General features: G+C 67.0%; 17 protein-coding genes, 1 tRNA gene and 1 pseudogene. 9 read left to right on the forward strand and 10 right to left on the reverse strand.

Going from position 1 to position 21,130, the window contains the following annotated elements:
* Positions 1-50: 50 nt before the first annotated feature.
* Together AADR41_RS05420 and AADR41_RS05425 are read right to left on the reverse strand one after the other, a co-directional pair.
* On the reverse strand, positions 51-1,502 hold the full coding sequence (locus tag AADR41_RS05420; protein ID WP_342280220.1) for a DUF2252 domain-containing protein: 1,452 nt from the start codon (positions 1,500-1,502) through the stop codon (positions 51-53).
* A 159-nt stretch (positions 1,503-1,661) separates the two neighbouring features.
* Positions 1,662-2,813, reverse strand: a complete 1,152-nt coding sequence (locus AADR41_RS05425; protein ID WP_342280221.1) for a hypothetical protein — start codon at positions 2,811-2,813, stop codon at positions 1,662-1,664.
* A gap of 90 nt (positions 2,814-2,903) precedes the next feature.
* On the opposite strand from AADR41_RS05425, the gene AADR41_RS05430 reads away from it, so the two are divergent.
* Positions 2,904-3,374 carry a MarR family winged helix-turn-helix transcriptional regulator gene (locus tag AADR41_RS05430; RefSeq protein ID WP_342280222.1) on the forward strand — a complete coding sequence of 157 codons (471 nt, stop codon included), beginning with the start codon at positions 2,904-2,906 and terminating at the stop codon, positions 3,372-3,374.
* Between the two features lie 176 nt (positions 3,375-3,550).
* Here AADR41_RS05430 and AADR41_RS05435 read toward each other — a convergent pair.
* Positions 3,551-3,633, reverse strand: a tRNA-Leu gene (locus AADR41_RS05435).
* 317 nt (positions 3,634-3,950) lie between these two features.
* On the opposite strand from AADR41_RS05435, the gene AADR41_RS05440 reads away from it, so the two are divergent.
* The 7 genes from AADR41_RS05440 (at position 3,951) to AADR41_RS05470 (ending at position 13,100) form a co-directional block, all read left to right on the forward strand.
* Positions 3,951-4,820 carry a DUF3662 and FHA domain-containing protein gene (locus tag AADR41_RS05440; protein ID WP_342280223.1) on the forward strand — a complete coding sequence of 290 codons (870 nt, stop codon included), beginning with the start codon at positions 3,951-3,953 and terminating at the stop codon, positions 4,818-4,820.
* A 10-nt stretch (positions 4,821-4,830) separates the two neighbouring features.
* On the forward strand, positions 4,831-5,346 hold the full coding sequence (locus AADR41_RS05445) for an FHA domain-containing protein FhaB/FipA (RefSeq protein WP_326766599.1): 516 nt from the start codon (positions 4,831-4,833) through the stop codon (positions 5,344-5,346).
* A gap of 129 nt (positions 5,347-5,475) precedes the next feature.
* Positions 5,476-6,987, forward strand: a complete 1,512-nt coding sequence (locus AADR41_RS05450; protein WP_342280224.1) for a PP2C family protein-serine/threonine phosphatase — start codon at positions 5,476-5,478, stop codon at positions 6,985-6,987.
* A 23-nt stretch (positions 6,988-7,010) separates the two neighbouring features.
* Entirely contained in the window at positions 7,011-8,411 is a 1,401-nt protein-coding gene (locus AADR41_RS05455) for an FtsW/RodA/SpoVE family cell cycle protein (RefSeq protein WP_342280225.1), read from the forward strand.
* The gene (locus AADR41_RS05460; protein WP_342280226.1) at positions 8,408-9,865 is read left to right on the forward strand and encodes a penicillin-binding transpeptidase domain-containing protein; all 1,458 of its coding nucleotides are present in this window, start codon (positions 8,408-8,410) and stop codon (positions 9,863-9,865) included. Before AADR41_RS05455 ends, AADR41_RS05460 begins: the two co-directional genes overlap by 4 nt.
* A 167-nt stretch (positions 9,866-10,032) precedes the next feature.
* Positions 10,033-12,015, forward strand: coding sequence for a Stk1 family PASTA domain-containing Ser/Thr kinase (pknB, locus tag AADR41_RS05465; RefSeq protein WP_342280227.1), 1,983 nt, complete (start codon positions 10,033-10,035; stop codon positions 12,013-12,015).
* Positions 12,016-12,288: 273 nt separating this feature from the next.
* A protein-coding gene (locus tag AADR41_RS05470) for an IS5 family transposase (RefSeq protein ID WP_446750982.1) occupies positions 12,289-13,100 on the forward strand; the annotation gives its coding sequence in 2 pieces (ribosomal slippage) (positions 12,289-12,640 and positions 12,640-13,100; 813 coding nt in all).
* Positions 13,101-15,212: 2,112 nt separating this feature from the next.
* On the opposite strand, the pseudogene AADR41_RS05475 reads toward AADR41_RS05470, so the two are convergent.
* The 7 genes and pseudogenes from AADR41_RS05475 to AADR41_RS05505 all read right to left on the reverse strand — a co-directional run.
* Positions 15,213-15,437 (reverse strand): annotated as a pseudogene (locus AADR41_RS05475) (IS481 family transposase); the annotation flags it as partial.
* A gap of 250 nt (positions 15,438-15,687) precedes the next feature.
* The gene (locus tag AADR41_RS05480) at positions 15,688-16,416 is read right to left on the reverse strand and encodes a class E sortase (protein WP_342280229.1); all 729 of its coding nucleotides are present in this window, start codon (positions 16,414-16,416) and stop codon (positions 15,688-15,690) included.
* Positions 16,417-16,443: 27 nt separating this feature from the next.
* The gene (locus tag AADR41_RS05485) at positions 16,444-18,003 is read right to left on the reverse strand and encodes a class E sortase (RefSeq protein WP_342280230.1); all 1,560 of its coding nucleotides are present in this window, start codon (positions 18,001-18,003) and stop codon (positions 16,444-16,446) included.
* Positions 18,000-18,638: an aminodeoxychorismate/anthranilate synthase component II gene (locus AADR41_RS05490; RefSeq protein ID WP_342280231.1), complete on the reverse strand. Its 639-nt coding sequence runs from the start codon at positions 18,636-18,638 to the stop codon at positions 18,000-18,002. Before AADR41_RS05490 ends, AADR41_RS05485 begins: the two co-directional genes overlap by 4 nt.
* Entirely contained in the window at positions 18,635-18,817 is a 183-nt protein-coding gene (locus tag AADR41_RS05495) for a hypothetical protein (RefSeq protein ID WP_266914546.1), read from the reverse strand. Before AADR41_RS05495 ends, AADR41_RS05490 begins: the two co-directional genes overlap by 4 nt.
* 56 nt (positions 18,818-18,873) lie before the next feature.
* Complete coding sequence (locus tag AADR41_RS05500; protein ID WP_342280232.1) at positions 18,874-19,590, reverse strand: class E sortase; 717 nt, start codon at positions 19,588-19,590, stop codon at positions 18,874-18,876.
* Between the two features lie 52 nt (positions 19,591-19,642).
* Positions 19,643-20,413, reverse strand: coding sequence for a DUF881 domain-containing protein (locus AADR41_RS05505; protein ID WP_342280233.1), 771 nt, complete (start codon positions 20,411-20,413; stop codon positions 19,643-19,645).
* Between the two features lie 140 nt (positions 20,414-20,553).
* On the opposite strand from AADR41_RS05505, the gene crgA reads away from it, so the two are divergent.
* Positions 20,554-20,808: a cell division protein CrgA gene (gene crgA / locus AADR41_RS05510; RefSeq protein WP_093548084.1), complete on the forward strand. Its 255-nt coding sequence runs from the start codon at positions 20,554-20,556 to the stop codon at positions 20,806-20,808.
* Positions 20,809-21,130: the final 322 nt, after the last annotated feature.

Consider the following 21,130-nt stretch of genomic DNA (forward strand, 5'->3'; position numbering starts at 1 on the left):
CGTATGGCCACCGCCCACGTCCCGAGGACACGCGGTCGGCCCGATGCCCCTCAGACGCCCAGTTCGGCGGCTATCCGCCCCGATCCGACGGCCCGCACCAGCTCGGCGTGATCCGCCTCCGCACGGTCCGCGTAGGTGACCGCGAACGCCGCCACCGCCTCGTCCAGTTCCTCGTTCTTGCCGCAGTAGCCCGCGATCAACCGGGGATCCGCGGTATGCGCGTGGGCCCGTGCCAACAGCGCACCGGTCATCCGGCCGTAGTCGTCGACCAGGTCGGCCGCCAGCGCCGCCGGGTCCACGCTGCCCTTGCGGTTCCTGAACTGCCGGACCTGGAACGGGCGCCCGTCCACCGTCGCCCAGCCCAGCAGGATGTCGCTGACCACCTGCATCCGCTTCTGCCCGAGCACCACCCGGCGTCCCTCGTGCGCCACCTCCGGCACCTCGAAGCCGACCGTCGGCAAATACGGCGCCAGCACGGAGGGCCGTGCCTCCTTCACCTGGAGCACCAGGGGCTCGCCGCGGTGATCGAGCAGGAGCACCACGTACGACCGGGTGCCGACGCTCCCGGTACCGACCACCCTGAACGCCACGTCGTGGATCGCGTACCGGGCAAGGAGCGGAACCCGGTCCTCCGAGAGCGTGCCCAGATAGTCGCCGAGCCCCGCCGCGACCGCCGCGGCCTCCTCGTCCGGCACCCTCCGCAGCACCGGCGGCGCGTCCATGAAGCGGCGTCCGCCGTTCCCGGCGTCCTCGGTGGACTTGGCCGCGAAGCGGGCGCTGGTGTTGTTGCGGGCCTTCTCCGAGACCCGCTCCAGGGTGCCCAGGAGATCCCGCGCATCGGTGTGCGAGACCAACTCCTCGTCCGCGATGGCGTTCCAGGCGTCGAGCGCGGGCAACTTGGCCAGCAGCCGCATCGTCCGCCGGTAAGCGCCCACCGTGTCGTACGCGCCCTGCCGGCAGGTGTCCTCGTCCGCCCCGGCCTCGCGCCCCGCGAGCACCAACGAGGTGGCCAGACGCTTGAGGTCCCACTCCCAGGGGCCGTACACGGTCTCGTCGAAGTCGTTGAGATCGATGACCAGGCTGCCGCGCGCATCGCCGTACAGCCCGAAGTTGGCCGCGTGCGCATCGCCGCAGAGCTGGGCGCCCACCCCGCTGACCGGTGTGCCCACCAGGTCATGGGCCATCAGCCCGGCCGAACCGCGCAGAAAGGCGAAGGGCGTGGCAGCCATCCGCCCCACTCTGATCGGGGCGAGAGCGGGCACTCTGCCCCGGCTCGACTCCTCGACCGCCCGCACCGCGTCGGGCCGCCCGGCCGGCAGGTCCAGAAACGCGTGCGAGGCCCTGGGCACCCGCTCCCGCATCCCCTTGCCCGTCGCCTTCGGCGACCGCGCCGCGCCCCCGCCCGCGGCAGCCGCCCGTCGCGCGAATCCGGGCACGACCGGAATCCGCCGATCACCTGTCACGGCCCGCTGGACCGGCACTGCCGCTTCGATGTCACCCATGGCGCGCAGCCTCCCCCGCTCTCGCCCTGCGCCTTGGCCCGACGCCCTGTCGCAGATCAGCAGATCAATCAATTGCGATGAAGGTACAGCCGTCGGCCGAAAGCCGTCTGCCCCTGTGGAAAACCCGTCTTGCGACCTGTGGACAACGATCCGTCCTGGTCAGACGCCGACGGTCTCCTCCAACTCCTCCTCGATCTCCTGCGCGTCGCCCGCCTCGGTCCGGGCCCCGGCCCCGGTCCTGGCGGCGTGCCCGGGCCCGTGCGCCCCGCCGGCCTCGGCGGAACCCGCGACCGCGCCGGCGTCGGCCGCCGTCTCCACTGCGGCCCTCCGCCGCTTCGACTCGGCCAGGCCCGCCAGACCGATCAGGGCCATGCCCGCCACGAACCAGAGCGCGAGCACCAGCACATGTCCGCCGAGCGCGTGTCCGCCGAAGTACACATGGCTGCGTACACCTTCGACGAAGCCCGCACCGTTCCAGAAAGAGTGCAGCGAGGCGAAGAAGCCGGACTGGAGTTCGGGCCGGAAGATGCCGCCGGAGCTGGTGAAGTTGAGCATCACGAACAGCACCATCAGGCTGAGCGTCGTCCACCGCTTGAGGAAGGTGTGCAGTCCGACACCGATCAAGAGGATGCCCGCGGAGTACAGCCAGGCCATCGCCCAGAGACCGCCGAGCCCATGGTCCACGAGGCTGAACACCGGCCCCGCGAAAGCCACTCCGATCACGCTCACCACCAGCGAAGCGGCGACGGCCAGTGCGGCCCTGATCCGCAGCGCCAGCACGGCACCCGCGCCACCGATGACCGCGACCGACGCATACGAGCCGATGCTCACCGCGACCAGCAGGAAGAAAATGCCCTGGCCGGTCGGATCACCGTCCGCGGTCGGTGCCGTGTCCGTCACCTTCAGCGGGTCACCCTGTCCGGCGGCAACCTTGGTAAACACCTTTTCGACCACCGTGGCGGTGGTGTCCGAGGAAGCGCCGGCCACGAGCAGTTCGGGGTGCTTCCCCGGCAGGTAGGCGCCGTAACTCGCCTGCGTCTTCAGGTGATCCACCGCCGCGGCGCGGTCGGGAACCGTACGTACGCTCAGCGCCCCGTCGCTCTTGTCCTGCAGCGTCTGCGCGAGCACCTGCGCGCTCGGCCCCGAACCGACCACGTCCACCCGGAGATCATGCGGCTCCGGGGCGTGGAAGGCCCCGAGGTAGGCGAGCCCCATACCGATGCACATCAGCAGCGGCGTGACGAAATGGCCCAGCACATGACGGAGAGCTGCGGCGGTGGAGCCGGGGGCGGCACTCGGGCCTGCGGACATGCGGAACACTCCAATGGTTGGCTTTTACAACTCCTAACTCGTTGTACTATACAACTGAAAACCGGGAACCACGAAACGGAAGGCGGAACAGTGCCAGGCACCCCCGAGGAACGCGAGGAGTCGCTGGATGTCATCCAGCGGGAACTGACCGCCTTCGCGCGCCGCGCCCGAGCCGCGGCGGCCCGCCTCCACCCGGAGCTTCCGCTGGTCTCGTACACGCTGCTGGCGCACATCGAGGACCGGCACGGCTGCCGTGCGACAGATCTCGCCGCCCACTACATGCTGGACAAATCGACGGTCAGCCGGCAGATCGCCACCCTGGAGAAGCTGGGACTGGTCGAGCGCCACCCGGACCCGGACGACCACCGGATCCAGGTGCTGCATCCCACCGCGGCCGGAACCCAGGCCCTCGCCTCCACCCAGGCCAGTCGCCGCACGGCCTACCAGGAACGCCTCGCGGACTGGACGGAAGATGATCTCGCCCGGTTCGCGGAGTACCTGCTGCGCTACAACTCGGCGGGCAACACCACCACGACCACCCCCCAGGCACCGCGAACCTGACCGGACGGCCCGGTCGACGCCATTGGCATCTTTCGGCCCCATCGGACCGCAGGAAGTCTCAAACCAGACGTTTCACGTGAAACAAGAATCCGGGCGCGAACTCGCAAGAAAGTGCGCGACCGGATCCGGGAACGAAGAAGCCCCACAGACCGTTGGCCTGTGGGGCTTCCTACTTGTGCGCGAGGGGGGATTTGAACCCCCACGTCCCTAAGGACACTGGCACCTGAAGCCAGCGCGTCTGCCGTTCCGCCACTCGCGCAAGAGTGGTGTTTCCAGACTCTCTCGCACTGTTTGGTGCGAGTGCCTGGCGACATCCGGAAGATTAGCACGCTGGACAGGGTGGATTCACATCCGTTGTTTCACCGACCGACCAGAGGGAACCGGGAACGCCGAGCGGCCGCCCCCACTCCTCCTCTGTGCACCCCGGGTGCGGGACACTGTGAGGAGGCCACCTCTACGATCCGTGTGAGAGGTGACACTCATCCACAGGGCAGACAAGGGGAACCAGCCGATTTCCCTACGCGTGGATACGATCAGTAAGCAGTACAGGGACGACTACAACGGAGGAGGTGCCCCATGGGAGTCATGAAGCGTTTCGAGCAGCGTCTCGAAGGTCTGGTCAACGGCACCTTCGCCAAGGTCTTCAAGTCCGAGGTCCAGCCGGTCGAGATCGCGGGAGCCCTCCAGCGCGAGTGCGACAACAACGCGACGATCTGGAACCGCGAGCGGACCGTCGTCCCCAACGACTTCATCGTCGAGCTCAGCACCCCCGACTACGAGCGGCTCAGCCCGTACTCGGGCCAGCTGGGCGACGAGCTCTCCGGGCTGGTCCGCGACTACGCCAAGCAGCAGCGGTACACCTTCATGGGCCCCATCAAGGTCCACCTGGAGAAGGCCGACGACCTCGACACCGGGCTCTACCGGGTACGCAGCCGCACCCTGGCGTCGAGTTCGTCACAGCAGGACCCCCAGGGCCGCCAGGGACTGCAGGGCCAGCCTCCCCACCCGGGTCCCGGCCGGTCCGCTCAGCCCACCGGCGGCTACGGATACCCGCCCAGCGCCGCCCCGCCCATGCCCGCGGCCCCGCCGCCGGGCACCGGCAGGCCCGGAGCACCCAGCACCGACCGGCACCCGCCGGCCGGGCCCAGCCCCCTGCCGAACGCGCAGGTGCGGCGCTGGATCGAGATCAACGGCACCCGCCATCAGATCTCCCGCCCGACGCTGGTGCTGGGACGCAGCACCGACGCCGACGTGCGGATCGACGACCCCGGCGTATCGCGCCGGCACTGTGAGATCCGGACCGGAACGCCCTCGACGATCCAGGATCTCGGGTCTACCAACGGCATCGTGGTAGACGGGCAGCACACCACCCGCGCTACGCTCCGCGACGGCTCGCGGATCGTCGTGGGCAGCACCACCATCGTTTACCGGCAAGCCGAAGGGTGAAGCGGGGGCAATGTCAGAGCTGACCCTGACGGTCATGCGGCTAGGTTTCCTGGCTGTTCTGTGGCTGTTCGTGATCGTGGCCGTTCAGGTCATTCGCAGTGACCTGTTCGGAACGCGCGTCACGCAGCGCGGCTCACGCCGCAATGCGAACGACGCACGGCCTCCACAGGCACGCCAGAATGCTGCGGCGCCGCCGCAGCAACGCCAGCAGCCGGGCCGGCAGCGCCGGGGGGCACCCACGAAGCTGGTCGTCTCCGAGGGCAGCCTCACCGGCACCACGGTGGCGCTCCAGGGGCAGACCATCACGCTGGGCCGGGCGCACGATTCAACAATCGTGCTGGACGACGACTACGCGTCCAGCAGGCATGCCAGGATCTACCCCGACCGTGACGGCCAGTGGATCGTCGAGGATCTCGGGTCCACCAACGGCACGTATCTCGACCGGACCCGACTCACCACCCCGACACCCGTTCCGCTGGGCGCGCCGATCCGGATCGGCAAGACCGTCATCGAGCTGCGGAAGTAGTACGACAATGAGCGAGCGGAGCGAGCGAGCCGCGGCGGTCCGGGCAACGGCCCCCGCCCGGCTCCCGACCGGAGGGTGGGCAGTGTGGCTCGAGACCGGCTATACCCCGAGCCGACGGGAGAGGTGCGCATGAGTCTTTCCCTGCGCTTCGCCGCCGGATCGCACAAGGGCATGATCCGGGAGGGCAACGAGGACTCCGGCTACGCCGGGCCCCGCCTTCTCGCGATCGCCGACGGCATGGGCGGCCAGGCAGCCGGTGAGGTCGCCAGTTCCGAGGTGATCTCCACGCTCGTCCAGCTCGACGACGACGTCCCGGGCTCGGACATCCTCACCTCGCTCGGTACCGCGGTCCAGCGGGCCAACGACCAGCTGCGCGTGATGGTCGAGGAGGACCCCCAGCTGGAGGGCATGGGCACCACGCTCACCGCCCTGCTCTGGACCGGCCAGCGCCTCGGCCTCGTCCACGTCGGCGACTCCCGCGCGTACCTGCTGCGCGACGGCGTGCTCACCCAGATCACCCAGGACCACACCTGGGTGCAGCGGCTCGTCGACGAGGGCCGGATCACCGAGGAAGAAGCGACCACCCACCCGCAGCGCGCCCTGCTGATGCGGGCACTGGGCAGTGGCGAGCACGTCGAACCCGACCTCTCCATCCGTGAGGTCCGGGTCGGCGACCGCTATCTGATCTGTTCCGACGGCCTGTCCGGCGTCGTCTCCCACCAGACCCTGGAAGAGACGCTCGCCAGCTACCAGGGTCCGCAGGAGACCATCCAGGACCTGATCCAGCTCGCCCTGCGCGGCGGCGGCCCCGACAACATCACCTGCATCGTCGCCGACGTCCTCGATGTCGACAGCAACGACACCCTGGCCGTTCAGCTCAACGACACCCCGGTCGTCGTCGGCGCGGTCGCCGAGAACCAGGCGGCGCAGATGAGCGACGCCGAGAGCACGGCCGCCATGCAGACCCCCGCCGGACGGGCGGCCGGCCTCGGCCGGTCCGTACCGCCGCCCTCGGGGGGGTTCGGCCCGCCCGGAAGCGGCGACGACGGCGGCTACGGCGGGATGCCCGACGGCTCCTTCGACGCGTACACCGACGACGACTTCGTCAAGCCCGGCGGCGGCCGCAAGTGGCTGAAGAGGTCCCTGTACACAGTGCTGGCGCTCGCCGTCGTCGGCGGCGGCCTCTACGGCGGCTACCGCTGGACACAGAGCCAGTTCTACGTCGGCGCGAAGAACGAGCACGTCGCGCTGTTCCGCGGCATCAGCCAGGACCTGGCCTGGGTCTCGCTCTCGGAGGTCGAGAAGGACCACCCCGAGATCGAACTCAAGTACCTCCCGCCCTACCAGCGCAAGCAGGTCGAGGCCACCATCGCCGAGGGCAACATCTCCGCCGCCCGCGAGAAGATCGGCGAACTCTCCGTCCAGGCGTCCGCCTGCAAGAAGAACGCCGAACGACGAGCCGCCGAGAAGGCCGGCGCCGACGAGGCCCAGGCACCGGGTACGGACGCGGAGTCCGCCGGGACCACCAGTGGCGCGAAGACGTCCGACGCAGCCAAGACCAAGCCGACCAAAACTCCCACTCCTGGTCCCAGCCTCTCGGAGGAAGAGAAAAAGCTGGTCCCGCAGTGCGGTAAGCAGTAAAGCCGTAGGGGGCCTTCAGCACCATGAGCGTTGTCACCAATACGACCACGATCGGCGCGATCGACGCACCGAGCCGCCGCAACACCGAGCTGATGCTGATGGTCTTCGCCGTCGCCATCTCGGTGTTCGCCTATGCCAACGTCGGACTCGCCCTCAACGGCGAACTGCCCTCCGGCATGCTCGGATACGGGCTCGGACTCGCCCTGCTCGGCGGCATCGGCCACCTCGCCGTCCGCAGATTCGCCCCGTACGCGGACCCGCTGCTGCTGCCGCTGGCGACGCTGCTGAACGGGCTGGGACTGGCCATCATCTGGCGCCTGGACCAGTCCCCGCGGTTCCAGGCAACCGAGAACTTCGCACCCGCCGCCTCCAAGCAGCTGCTGTTCTCGGCCGCGGGCGTCGCGCTGCTGGTCGTCGTTCTGCTGGCCCTGAAGGACCACCGCATTCTGCAGCGCTACACCTACATCTCCATGCTGGTGGCGCTGTTCCTGCTGATCCTTCCGATGTTCTTCCCCGCGGTGAACGGCGCCAAGATCTGGATCAAGATCCCCGGCGTCGGCACGATCCAGCCGGGAGAATTCGCCAAGATCATCATTGCGGTGTTCTTCGCCGGCTACCTCATGGTCAAACGGGACGCGCTGGCCCTGGCCAGCCGCCGTTTCATGGGCCTCTATCTCCCCCGGGGCCGTGACCTCGGTCCCATCCTCATGGTCTGGGCCTTCTCGATCCTGATCCTGGTCTTCGAGACGGACCTGGGCTCGTCCCTGCTGTTCTTCGGCATGTTCGTCGTGATGCTGTACGTGGCCACCGAGCGCACCAGCTGGATCGTCTTCGGTCTTCTGATGTCTGCGGCGGGCGCCGTCGGTGTGGCCACGTTCGAACCCCACGTACAGCAGCGTGTGACCGCCTGGCTCGACCCGTTCGACGGCTGGGGCAAGCTGGCGGCCAGCGAGCAGATGGCCAAGTCCCTGATGGCCTTCGGCTCCGGCGGCACCCTCGGAACCGGGCTCGGTCAGGGCAACTCCGACCTGATCGGCTTCGCCGCGAACTCCGACTTCATCCTCGCCACGGTCGGCGAAGAGCTCGGCCTCGCCGGGATGATGGCCATCCTGCTCGTCTACGGCCTGATCGTCGAGCGCGGCGTCCGCACCGCCCTCGCCGCCCGCGACCCGTTCGGCAAGCTCCTCGCGATCGGGCTCTCCGGCTCCTTCGCCATCCAGGTCTTCGTCGTCGCCGGCGGTGTCATGGGGCTCATCCCGCTGACCGGTATGACCATGCCGTTCGTCGCGGCAGGCGGATCGTCGGTCATCGCCAACTGGGCCCTGATCGGCATCCTGCTCCGGATCAGCGACACCGCGCGCCGTCCCGCCCCGACCCCGGCGCCCTCGCCCGATGCCGAGATGACCCAGGTGGTCCGACCGTGAACAAGCCCCTTCGCAGGATTGCGCTCTTCTGCGGACTGCTCGTCCTCGCTCTCCTGGTACGCGTCAACTGGCTCCAGTACGTCCGCGCCGACGAACTGAACGGGAACGAGCACAACCGCCGTGTCCAGATCGAGCGGTACGCCCACGAGCGCGGCAACATCATCGTCGACGGATCCCCCGTCACCGGGTCCGTCGAAACCAAGGGCAGCGACTTCAAGTACAAGCGGGTCTGGAAGAACGGCCCCATGTGGGCCCCCGTCACCGGGTACTCCTCGCAGGCGTTCGACGCCTCGCAGCTGGAGAGCCTTGAGGACGGAATCCTCACCGGCAACAGCGACCAGCTGTTCTTCGACCGCACGCTGTCCCTCTTCAACGGCAAGAAGAAGACCGGCGGCAACATCGTCACCACCCTCAACGGCGCCGCCCAGAAGGCCGCCTTCAAGGGTCTCGGCGACAAGAAGGGCGCCGTGGCCGCGCTCGACCCGCAGACCGGCGCCATCCTGGCCCTGGTCAGCACTCCTTCGTACGACCCGTCGGTCTTCGCGGGCAATTCCCTCAAGGACGCCGAAGCCCGCCAGCAGCTCCTGAAGGACAAGGACAAGCCGATGCTCAACCGGGCATTGCGCGAGACCTACCCGCCCGGCTCGACCTTCAAGGTCGTCACCGCCGCCGCGGCCCTGGAGAACGGGCTGTACAAGGGGATCGACGACAAGACGGACTCCCCGCTGCCCTGGCGGCTCCCGCTGACCACCGGCAACCTCGCGAACGAGGGCAACATCCCGTGCGAGAACGCCACGCTCCGGGAAGCGCTGCGGTGGTCCTGCAACACCGTCTTCGGCAAGATCAGCGATGACCTCGGCAACCAGAAGATGATCGACGAGGCCGGCAAGTTCGGCTTCAACAAGGAGATCTTCACCCCGGTCCGCGCCGACGCCAGCGTCTACCCCAAGGACAACCGCCCGCAGAACGCCATGGCCGGCATCGGCCAGGCGTCCAACCGGGCCACCCCGCTCCAGATGGCGATGGTCGCCGCGGCCGTGGCCAACGACGGCAAGCTGATGCAGCCGTACATGGTCGCCGAGCGCCAGGCCCCCAGCCTGGACGCGATCTACACCCACGAGAAGGAGCAGTTCAGCCAGCCCCTCTCGGGTGAGAACGCGCAGAAGCTGCAGCAGATGATGGAAACCGTCGTCAAGAACGGCACGGGAACCAAGGCCCTCATCCCCGGCGTCACTGTCGGCGGCAAGACCGGCACCGCCCAGCACGGCCTGAACAACAGCGAGAACCCGTACGCCTGGTTCATCTCGTACGCCAAGACCGACAGCGGCTCCCCGGTCGCCGTCGCCGTGGTCGTCGAGGACAGCGACGCCAACCGCGACGACATCTCCGGTGGCGGCCTGGCCGGCCCGATCGCGCGGGACGTGATGACAGCGGTCATCGACAGCAAGAAGTGACACCCATCACATCGGGTGCCATACCTGCACATCGGGATACCGGTCAGGTATCAGGTCCGGACTCCGGGCCGATCGGGTAGTGCGCGGCCGGTAGCGTATGCGCGAGCAGCACACCGCCGGACCACACACCGGTGCGGTCGGGACTGACGGAGAGGGCTGAAACAGTTATGGAAGAGCCGCGTCGCCTCGGCGGCCGGTACGAGCTGGGCTCGGTGCTCGGCCGTGGTGGCATGGCCGAGGTCTACCTCGCACACGACACCCGGCTCGGCCGCACCGTAGCTGTGAAGACGCTCCGCGCCGATCTGGCCCGCGATCCGTCCTTCCAGGCCCGGTTCCGCCGTGAGGCCCAGTCCGCCGCCTCGCTCAACCACCCGGCGATCGTCGCCGTCTACGACACCGGCGAGGACTACGTCGACGGGGTCTCCATTCCGTACATCGTGATGGAGTACGTCGACGGGTCGACGCTCAGGGAACTACTGCACTCCGGCCGCAAGCTGCTGCCCGAGCGCACCCTTGAGATGACCGTCGGCATCCTCCAGGCGCTGGAGTACTCGCACCGCGCCGGGATCGTCCACCGGGACATCAAGCCGGCGAACGTCATGCTGACGCGCACCGGTCAGGTCAAGGTCATGGACTTCGGCATCGCCCGCGCCATGGGCGACTCCGGAATGACGATGACCCAGACCGCCGCCGTCATCGGCACCGCCCAGTACCTCTCCCCGGAACAGGCCAAGGGCGAGCAGGTCGACGCGCGGTCCGACCTCTACTCGACCGGCTGTCTGCTCTACGAGCTGCTGACGGTACGGCCGCCGTTCATCGGTGACTCACCGGTCGCGGTCGCCTACCAGCACGTACGGGAAGAGCCGCAGAAGCCCAGCAACTTCGACCCCGAGATCACGCCAGAAATGGACGCGATCGTGTTGAAGGCCCTGGTCAAGGACCCCGACTACCGGTATCAGTCGGCCGACGAGATGCGCGCCGACATCGAGGCCTGCCTCGACGGCCAGCCGGTCGCCGCCACCGCGGCGATGGGCGCGGCCGGTTACGGCGGCTACGACGGATACGGCAACGACCAGCCGACCACCGCGCTGCGCGCCGCGGACCAGAACGGCGCGCAGACGTCGATGCTGCCCCCGGTCAACCCGGACGACGGCGGCTACGGCTACGACGACCGCCCGGACCGCCGTCGCCAGAAGAAGAGCAACACCTCGACGATCCTGCTGATCGTGGCGGGTGTCCTGGTGCTGATCGGCGCGGTCCTGATCGGCCAGTCGGTGTTCAGCAACCGCGACAGCGACGGCGACAAGGTCGATGTGCCGAACATGGTCGGTTCGACCGTGAAGGAGGCCGAGCGGCTCGCGGACAACGCCGGCATCGTCCTGAAGATCGGCTCGTCCGAGCCGTGCGAGGACCAGCCCAAGGGCAAGATCTGCAGTCAGACCCCGACCGACGACGAGACGATGGCGAAGAAGGAGACCGTCACGGTCGTCGTCTCCACCGGGGCGCGCAAGATCGATGTCCCGGACGTCGTGGAGAAGACCGAGGCGACGGCCCGCAAGGACCTCGAAGCCAAGGGCTTCACGGTGAACGTCACCTCGGTCGAGTCCGAGAAGACTGCCGGTACGGTCATCAAGCAGAACCCCGAGGGCAACACGAAGGCCGAGAAGAACTCCGAAGTCACCATCACGGTCGCCAAGCAGGCCACCCAGAAGGTGCCGAACGTGGCCGACCGGGACTACAACGCGGCCGTGGCCCAGCTCAACGGCCTGGGCTTCACCAACGTCTCCAGGACCGACGTCGATTCGGAGAAGCCGGCGAACCAGGTGATCAGCCAGACGCCGCCCCCCGACTCGATGCAGCCGCTGACCACCCAGATCGTGCTGACGGTCTCCAAGGGCCCGCAGCAGCCCGAGCAGACCACCGTTCCGGATCTCCAGGGCAGGACGCTCGGGGAGGCCAAGGGCCTGCTCACCGCGGCCGGGCTGCAACTCGGCCAGGTACAGGGGCCGAACGACGACAACGCCAAGGTCGTCACCTTCCAGCCCGGCGCGAACCAGCCGGTCGACAAGAACAGCGCGGTCAACGTGATGACCATGCCGGGCGGCGGAAACGGGAACATCTTCGGCGGCCCGTCCGGCAGACGAGGCTAACTCCGAATCGCACGGATGAACGATAAGGGACTTCGTCGGGGCAAAACAGTTCCCAGGAATTGTTGCAACACGTGATTTGCTTGATCAGTCGGCCAACCGTCTGCGCGCCGAACGGTTGGCCGGGGTCTCCCCTCCGAGCGTTCGGCTCGGCTACTCGTCGACGAAAGTGTCGGCGTCAACGTGACCGAGGCACGGGCCAAAGTTGCACCTTAGAGGTCCTAACAGAAGCTGTTGATCATGTGACTGTCGGCTTGGTTGCTCGTTGGTCCGTTCGTGGCGAAGAGGAACTCCCGACCGTCGATCGTTTCGGACGAACTGTGGTTGCTGATCGAGCCGTTGTTGCCGGTTTCGGCGCCGAAGCTGGCGGCGGGGCGGCCTCGGGTGCCTGACCGGCAGGCTCTGTGCGGGATTCTGTTCGTGCTCCACACCGGGATCCAGTGGGAGTACCTGCCCCAGGAGTTCGGGTCCGGCATGACGTGCTGGCGGCGGCTTGCCGCGTGGAAAGAGGCCGGTGTCCGGGACCGGCTTCCTGCGGTCCTGCTGACGAAGCTGCGCTTGGCAAAGCAGCTGGACTGGTCGAGGGCGGTGATCGACTCCAGCCATGTCCGGGCCGCTCGACGCGGCCCAAAAGCGGGCCCAGCCCGGTCGACCGAGCACGTCCGGGCAGCAAGCACCACGTCCTCGTCGACGGGCAGGGCATCCCGCTCGCGGTGTCGTTGACCGGCGGAAACCGCAACGATGTTACCCAGCTGATGCCCCTGCCGGCGAAGGTCCCGTCCGTCGCTGGCCTGGTCGGCCGGCCGAGACGGCGACCGGACACGCTGCTGGCCGACCGCGGCTACGACCACGACAAGTACCGCCGTCTTGTCTGGGCCCAGGGCATCAAACCGGTCATCGCCCGCCGCGGTGTCCCGCACGGATCCGGTCTCGGCGTTCATCGCTGGGTCGTCGAACGCACCATCGCCTGGCTTCACGGCTTCCGACGCCTACGTGTCCGCTGGGAGCGACGCGACGACATCCATGAAGCCTTCCTCGGCCTCGCCACCTGCCTCATCACCCACCGACACGTCCAACGCCTTTGTTAGGACCTCTTAGTGCTTTAAGTTAGAAACTCGGTTCAGGTGTCCGGCGAGGCGTTCGAAATCTCTTCTGCGGTCTTTGCTCAGACGTAGGAGTGCGGCTCTTTGTTCCAAGCCTTGACCCAGATCCAGGTGCCTTTCTCCAGACTCTGGACATTCTGTGGACGCCGCTCCATATCTGGCAGCATAGGGGCCGACCGGCCCAACGCCTTCCCATCCGCACCCAGCCCCCAGTCCGGCAGGGAGAGGTAAAGCCTGACCGCGTCGCAGGCCCTCTCAATAAGCTGCGGGGCTTTGGACGGCTGGTGCATCCACCAGGTGCTGGCGTCATATATGCGAGACGGTCGACTGGGACAGCCCAGTCTGCTGGGCCATTTCCCACGTCGACCAATGCGTTGCGTGCTTCTGTGAAGCTTCCAGCGTGCGCACGACGACCTCTGCTACCTGTCCGTCGCTCAGGGCCGCCCGACCGTGGCTCATCAGCCAGGCGCTCCATCGGTCGCGGACGAACCGAGCCCCGACCGACCGTGTGCGCTCTCGATACAGAGCCGGACGATAGCATCCTTGTTCGTCACACCCGTTGCGTTCCCCAGCGCTATCTGGCACCGCAGAACTGCGGCTTGCGAGGGTGTGCAATTCCTCAACGAGCGCGCCAACATCTCACGCTCGTCCTCGATCAGCAGTAACTCAGCCTTCAGTAAACCGACCACGACTGGCTCGTTCCACTGTCCTGCCATCGTCATCCACCGAGAGTATGAACTATCCACTACTTTCACGCTGAGGTGACTGCTCCGTGGAAGATGTCGGCCCAATTGGTCGTGTCGGGCCGCCACAGCATGGGATTTCTTGATTCGGCTCATGGCCCGTTCGCCCTTGCCGCAGCGGCCATAGCCCTCGAAGTCAAAGCCTGCGGGTAAATACGCCGGGCAGCCGTCGCCGGTCGGCGGGTTGGTCTTCTGACTCCGGGATTGTGCGCTTGATGCAGCTTTTTCGCAGGTACCGGAATCCACGGCTTGGCACTCACTCACGAACACAGCTGAAACCAGCCACACTTCATCAACAGCTGCCTGATAACAACCAGTCTGAATACAGACACGAGATCGAGTTTAAAGCGATGCAATTTACCCCAATCCAGCAACAAGCAGGCCAACCAAAACGGCACCTTACGCATCGAAAGCTAAAATAACGACCTGGCCGAAAACTTGCACCCAATTCATACACTTCACCCCAATTCACAACATTTGAAGAATCTCCGCTTTCCAGAAAACATCAACCTTAAAAATTGACACACGCCAACCAGGTCGCTAATCTGAAAAAGATTACCAATTAGTCGACCGAGAGGATCCCTTGATGTCGCAGACGCAAAAGATAAAGCGAGCACGCTTCGCCACCCCAATTATTGGGGCGCTCACGTTCGCCTGTTTCTCCATCGCACCAGCCCAAGCACAACAGAATTCTAATGTTTCATACGCCCCACCCAAGCTCGGCCACCCCAAGTGCGTCTATGGCGGGAAAGGAGATTTTTATGCCACAGGAGACATATTTACCTCAGAGGACACATGCGCAGACGGCGGGGCGGCAGTGCTACTTGTTGACGCCAAGCCTTACCACAGCGGCTGGGGATACGACTTCGCTATCTGGGATCACAACGGAGCGAACAACGGACCTACATCGGTAGGACATAACATAACCGAGGGAACTCCAATCTTGGTCGTAGAATGCAACGGCACCTACAGCACCAAGAAGGTGAGCACTTGTGATGACGTTTGGCAATCTGGAGAAGCCTAGACTTCCCTTACTCTAGATAAGGTGTAGCGATCCATCGCTTTTACTGGCAGATCGCTACACCTTATCCAGGAATGGTCGGCGGGGCGGGTTACAAGGACGTGCAAACCACCGGCTTCACTCTTAGACAACATGCGAAGGCGCCGCCTACTTCGAGATCGCAAAAGCCGTTATCAACAACCACCTCATCTACACCGAGCGGATGCTGCTGTGTGCGTGGCTGCCCTGTTCTCTCTCCCGCGAGGCGCTCGATATCGCGATGCAGAGCGACGGCAGCGCCGTGCCCCGCGGCCTTCTGGGAGGCGCGACGCCTACCAGCAATAGCTGTGGGTTGCCGAGCTTCTTGATGTCCACGTACACCGGTTCGCCGGATCTGCCGCGTTCGTAGCGTCGTACGACGCGCCCGATCGTCCGGTCTAGATACGTAAGGCGGGCCAAGCCGAAGCGGATCAGTACGCGATGCACGGTGGAGGGCACTAGTCCGAGCATGTGAGCGATGCGGGCAGATCCCCACCGGCGCGCGAGACGAACCTTGTTGATCCGGCATTCGGTGCGGGTGCATTACTGTGGGGTGCGAGGTGCTTTCACCTGCTACAGACGTCGCGATCCACACCGAACCGAAAAGACCTCGCCCGTTCAAGATCCCTCAACGAGACCTGCGCCGCCCGTCCACAACTTCCCGCGACGGAACAACTAGAGCGCGGAATCGAAGCTGCAGGTACTCAATTAGGAGCAGCTGACCGGAGCGGCAGAAGGCCCGAAGTTGCAGGGATTAGTTGCGACTTCGGGGGTCAGATCATTGTATCGGCTAGCGCAACTCCGCCGGCTTCGTCCGGTCCTTGTCCACCTTCTCCGTACGCACCAGCTCGCCCCACACGATGTAGCGGTACTTCGACGTGTAGACCGGCGTGCAGGTCGTCAGCGTGATGTAGCGGCCGGGCTTCTTCGCGCCCGACCCCTTCGGCACCTCCTGCAACACGTCGACGTTGTACTTCGACGTCTCGGGAAGCTCCTTGAAGACCTTGTAGACGTACCAGGTGTCCTTGGTCTCGAAGACGACAGCGTCCCCGGTCTTCACCTTGTCGATGTTGTGGAACTTGGCGCCGTGCCCGTCGCGGTGGGCGGCCAGGGTGAAGTTGCCCTTCTTGTCCCACGGGAGGGCCGACTTCACCGGCTCCGTGTAGTAGCCCGCGATTCCGTCGTTCAAGTTCTCGGTGTCGGTGCCCTTCTTGACCAGCACCTCGCCGTTCTTCATCGACGGGACGTGCAGGAAGCCGATGCCGTCCTTGGTGTCCAGCGCGCCCGGCCCCTCCGCCCAGCGGTCGCGGATGGTGTGGCCCTGTTTGGTGGCCTCACGGTCGGCGAGCACATTCGTCCACCAGAGGGAGTAGACGACGAAGAGTCCGAGCACCAGGCCCGCGGTGATCAGGAGTTCACCGAAGAGACTGACCGCGGTCGCGACGGGATGGCGGCCCCTGCGCCGGGGCGGGGGCACGGACTCGCCGGTTCGCTCTTCGTGCTCGGTCCTCGCTGTCACCGCACCAGTCCCTGTCGTGATGATGTTTCAGCCCACGAGCGCGTCGGGCTTCCCCTCGCTGCGCGGTCGTTCGTCGACCATCTTGCCCCAGACGATCAAACGGTACGTACTTGTGAATTCCGGCGTACAGGTCGTCAGAGTGATGTATCGGCCAGGCCCGTTGAACCCGGAATCGCGCGGCACCGGGTCGATCACCGAGATGTTGGACGGCGATGTCTGCGGCAGGGTCCTGGCCGTCTTGTACGTGTAGTACGCGTCCTGCGTCTCGACCACGATCAGGTCGCCGGGGTTCAGCCGGTTGATGTAGCGGAACGGCTCGCCGTGCGTGTTGCGGTGCCCGGCCAGGGCGAAGTTGCCCTTCTTGGCGGAGGGCATCGCGGTGCGGAGCGTGCCCTCGCCGTAGTGGCCGACCATGCCCCGGTCGAGGACCTTCTCCTTGCTGATGCCCTCGGCGATCGGAGCGACCACATCCAGCTTGGGGATGTGGATGATGGCGAACCCCTGCCCCGCTTCGAACTCCCCTGGGCTGCGGTCGCCCTTGGCCCAGTCGTCCTGGATCTTGTGCGTCTCCTTGCCGGCGTACTGGTCGGCGCGCACATTCGTCCACCACAGCTGATAGGTGACGAACAGCAGCATCAGCACGCCGAGCGTGATGAACAGCTCGCCGGTTACCCGGCTGGCCACCACGGCCGGGCTGTCCTTGGCCGCACGTGCCGCCCGCCGTGCCTCGACGCGCGACATCGGCCTGTCGGGCTGCGCGGCGGTGGTCGACGCGGCCTCCGGCCGCTGATCGGCACGGCGTCGGCCCCGGCCCTTGGCGGCGCGACGGCGCTCGGCACGGCCTCCGGTACGCGGCTCCGCATCGGTGCCGTCGGAGCCCTCACCGGGGTCCGACGCAGAGCGCGGGGTCGCGGAGTACGAGTCGGCGTCCGCCGCTGATATCGCTGCTCCAGCCGCCTCGGCCACCTCGGCAGCCTCAGCGAAGATCTGTGTGTCGCCCGCCGGATCCGGGCCCGGAACCGGCCGTCCGGCCGTCGTCGCCCGGCCGTCCGGCCGGTGGGCGCCGGCCGTCCGTGGGCCGACCGCCTCGTCGCCGACCGGGAAGGCGACGGCAAGGGGCTGCGTCAGCTCCTCCGGCACGGGCTGCCGCGGAACCAGCTGCTGCGCCATGGGCGGCGGCACGGGCCGCGTCTGTTGCTCCGGGACGGGTGTCGGCACGGGTGCCGGTACAGCCGTCTGCGGGCCGTACCAGTCCCGTGCGAACCCCTCCGGGTCGTACCACTCCTGCGGAGCGCCCTGGGGGCTCTGTGCCCCGTACGACGCCTGTGCCTGGGCGGGCCCCTGCTGCGACTGTGCCGGTCCGTCCGGGGCACGGTGCTGTCCCCGTCCGGCCGCCGGCGCCTCGGCCGGCCCGGCCGGAGCATTGCCGGACCTGAACCACGGCGAGGTGCGAGGCCCCGGCAGCGGATCGTTCAACGGGTCGGCCAGCCGGTCGACCGCCGCCTCGAACGCTCCGGCCGCCCCGTACGCTCCTGGCTCGTACGGGCCGTCCTGACCGGCGTCGGGTTCGGGGCGGTGCGAGGTCACGCGGCGGCCTTGCCCACCACCGGTGCGAGCCCCGCCGACCGTGCGACGGCTCCCGTGTCGCCGCACTGCACCAGCCAGTTGGCCAGCATCAGGTGCCCGTGCTCGGTCAGCACCGACTCCGGGTGGAACTGCACGCCCTCCACCGGCAGCTCACGGTGGCGCAGCCCCATAATGATCCCGTCGGCGGTCCGCGCCGTCACCTCCAACTCCGCCGGGACGGTGTCCGGTTCGGCGGCGAGCGAGTGGTAGCGGGTCGCGGTGAAGGGGGACGGGAGGCCGGCGAAGACGCCCGTGCCCTCATGGGTCACCTTCGAGGTCTTGCCGTGCAGCAGCTCGGGGGCGCGGTCCACGACACCGCCGTACGCCACCGCCATCGACTGCATCCCGAGGCAGACCCCGAAGACCGGGACACCCGTGGCCGCGCAGTGGCGCACCATCTCGACGCAGACGCCCGCCTGCTCCGGGGTGCCCGGACCGGGCGACAACAGGACGCCGTCGAAGCCGTCCTGGGCGTGTGCCGTGGTCACCTCGTCATTGCGGAGCACCTCGCACTCGGCGCCGAGCTGGTAGAGGTACTGGACGAGGTTGAAGACAAAGCTGTCGTAGTTGTCCACGACGAGAATGCGGGCGCTCATTGTCCGCCCTCCGTCCCGGTCGAGCCGTCGACCGTCACATCTCCGAACGGAAGCAGCGGCTCCGCCCAGGGGAAGACGTACTGGAAAAGCGCGTAGACAACAGCCAGTACCAACACGAGCGAGATGAGCGCACGCACCCATGCGTTGCCCGGCAGATGCCGCCAGATCCAGCCGTACATGTTGTCCCCTCCATTCGGTACGAGACCAGACTAAAGGGCCGGGGCAGAAGCGTGGGTCAGCTGTGGAAAGCCGCCGGCTCGCCCTCGGAGACCGGCCGGGTGGCATCGAGGTGGGCCCAGGCGATCAGCCGGTGGCTGCTGCCCCACTCCGGGTCGCAGGTGGTCAGCGTGAGATAGCGGCCGGGCCCGTCGAATCCGGACTTGCGCGGGACGGGGTCGATGACCCCGATGTCGCTCGGCACGGTCCGGTAGGGCGGCTTGTCGATGCGGTACGTGAACCACGTCGTGCCGTCGCTCAGCACCACCGCGTCGCCCGGACGCAGCTTCGGGAAGTCCTTGAACGGGTCGCCGTACGTACGGCGGTGTCCGGCCACCGCGAAATTGCCCGTCGCACCGAGGCGGGCGGTCCCCGAGTAGTGGCCGAGGCCCTTCTGCAGGGTCCGGACCCCGGTGTTCTCCAGGACGGGCCACTCCCAGTCCTTGCCGAAGCGGGGTATGTACAGCATCGCGAACGGCTTGCCGTCCCGGTAGGCGGCGGGAGCGGGAGGCTGCTCGGGCGCGTCCGGCGTCCTCGACGTCGCGGTGGGCTGCGGCGCGGGTGCGGACACCGGGCCCTGCGCCCACCGGCTGCGCAGGTCGTCGATCTGCCCCTCGGTGGCGTCGGCCGCCTGCACCCCGGTCCAGAACAGCACGTACACGACAAAGAGAACGATCAGGGCGCCGACGGTGACGCAGAGTTCGCTGAACGTCCTGACGATCAGTCGCACCGACACCTGGCCGGCCTCCCCACAGCCGCTCGCCGATTCACAGCTTCACGGCCGCCCGCTACTGCTCCACGGGCTCCGCGTAGTGGAGGTCCACTGTGCCCGAGTAGCCGGGAAGAGTCACCGCCTCGTGCTCATCGACTTTCCAGCCGAGCCCGTACGCCTTCACGTACAGCAGGTAGTTGCTGATCGCAGGGGAGTCGTTGAGGGCCTTCTTCAGCTTGCCCGGGTCGCCGACCGCGGTGATCTTGTAGGGCGGGGAGTAGACCCGGCCCTGGAGGATCAGGGTGTTGCCGACGCAGCGCACCGCACTGGTGGAGATCAGCCGCTGGTCCATGACCTGGATGCCCCGGGCGCCGCCCTGCCAGAGGGCGTTGACGACCGCCTGGAGGTCCTGCTGGTGGATGACCAGGTCGTTGGGCTGCGGGTCGGGGTAGCCGGGGTTGGCGGTGGCGTTGGGCGGGGCGTCGTTGAGGGTGACGGACACCGACCGGCCGGTGAGCTTCGTGGTGCCGCCGGCCCGCTCCAGTTCCTTGAGCCGGGCCTCCTCCGCCTCGGTGCTGCCGTCGTCCCGCCGGACGAGGGCGTCGATGTCGTCGCGCACGGCCGCGGTGGTCTCGTCCAGCTGGGCGTTCTTGTTGCTGCGCTGCTGGATGAGGTCGGAGAGCTTCAGCAGCGACGAGTCGGTCCGGATGTTGGTGCCCTTGGCCGTGTTGGCGCTCGTGACGAAGATCAGTCCGGCGAGGGCGAACACGGCAGCGGTGAGCACACGGGCCGGGTGCCGGAAGGTGCGCCGGACCGGGCCTTGGGGGGAGTCGGCAGAATTGCTCAACGTACCCTTATCTCCTTCGGCGCCAGGGAAGCACTACGCTAACGGACGCCCGAGGTAGGCAGCATTCTCCTCGAGCTCCGCCCCGGCGCCAGCCACAGTTCCCTGCGCGGTCACGCAGCGCATCGACAGGAGAGTTCCTCGTGCCGAAGTCACGTATCCGCAAGAAGGCCGACTTCACGCCCCCTCCGGCGAAGCAGGCAACCAACATAAAGCTGACCAGCCGCAGCTGGGTGGCGCCGGTGATGCTGGCGCTCTTCCTGATCGGTCTGGCCTGGATCGTCGTCTTCTATGTGACGGACGGCGACCTGCCGATCAAGGACCTGGGGAACTGGAACATCGTCGTCGGCTTCGGCTTCATCGCCGGCGGCTTCGGCGTCTCCACACAGTGGAAGTAGCACGACGACAGAAGTAGCACGGCGACGGAAGCAGAACCGCGGCGGAGCCGGCACCGCGGCCTTCGTGGTCGCGTTGCCCTTTGCACAGCGGGGCCCCGCCCCGCAACCCTTGCCCCGAGTTACCCACAGCGTTATCCACAGGCAGGGGAAAAGGTCAGACGATCTGTGGATAACTCCCTGACGGTTGACGCCGATGTGACTGCAGTCTCCCCCATCGGGGGATGACACGCCCCTTGTCCCTGCTGGAAAAACCCAGCTCAGCGACAAGGGGCACAGTTGTTCCCACAGAATGCACAAGATCTGGCACCCGCTGTGGACAACC

It is taken from the genome of Streptomyces sp. CLV115 (assembly GCF_038448545.1).
GTDB lineage: Bacteria > Actinomycetota > Actinomycetes > Streptomycetales > Streptomycetaceae > Streptomyces > Streptomyces sanglieri.

Coding starts and splice junctions, on each gene's coding strand:
- AADR41_RS05420 (WP_342280220.1), bottom strand. CDS start 1,502: ATGGGTGACATCGAAGCGGCAGTGCCGGTCCAGCGGGCCGTGACAGGT.
- AADR41_RS05425 (WP_342280221.1), bottom strand. CDS start 2,813: ATGTCCGCAGGCCCGAGTGCCGCCCCCGGCTCCACCGCCGCAGCTCTC.
- AADR41_RS05440 (WP_342280223.1), top strand. CDS start 3,951: ATGGGAGTCATGAAGCGTTTCGAGCAGCGTCTCGAAGGTCTGGTCAAC.
- AADR41_RS05445 (WP_326766599.1), top strand. CDS start 4,831: ATGTCAGAGCTGACCCTGACGGTCATGCGGCTAGGTTTCCTGGCTGTT.
- AADR41_RS05450 (WP_342280224.1), top strand. CDS start 5,476: ATGAGTCTTTCCCTGCGCTTCGCCGCCGGATCGCACAAGGGCATGATC.
- AADR41_RS05455 (WP_342280225.1), top strand. CDS start 7,011: ATGAGCGTTGTCACCAATACGACCACGATCGGCGCGATCGACGCACCG.
- pknB (WP_342280227.1), top strand. CDS start 10,033: ATGGAAGAGCCGCGTCGCCTCGGCGGCCGGTACGAGCTGGGCTCGGTG.
- AADR41_RS05490 (WP_342280231.1), bottom strand. CDS start 18,638: ATGAGCGCCCGCATTCTCGTCGTGGACAACTACGACAGCTTTGTCTTC.
- AADR41_RS05495 (WP_266914546.1), bottom strand. CDS start 18,817: ATGTACGGCTGGATCTGGCGGCATCTGCCGGGCAACGCATGGGTGCGT.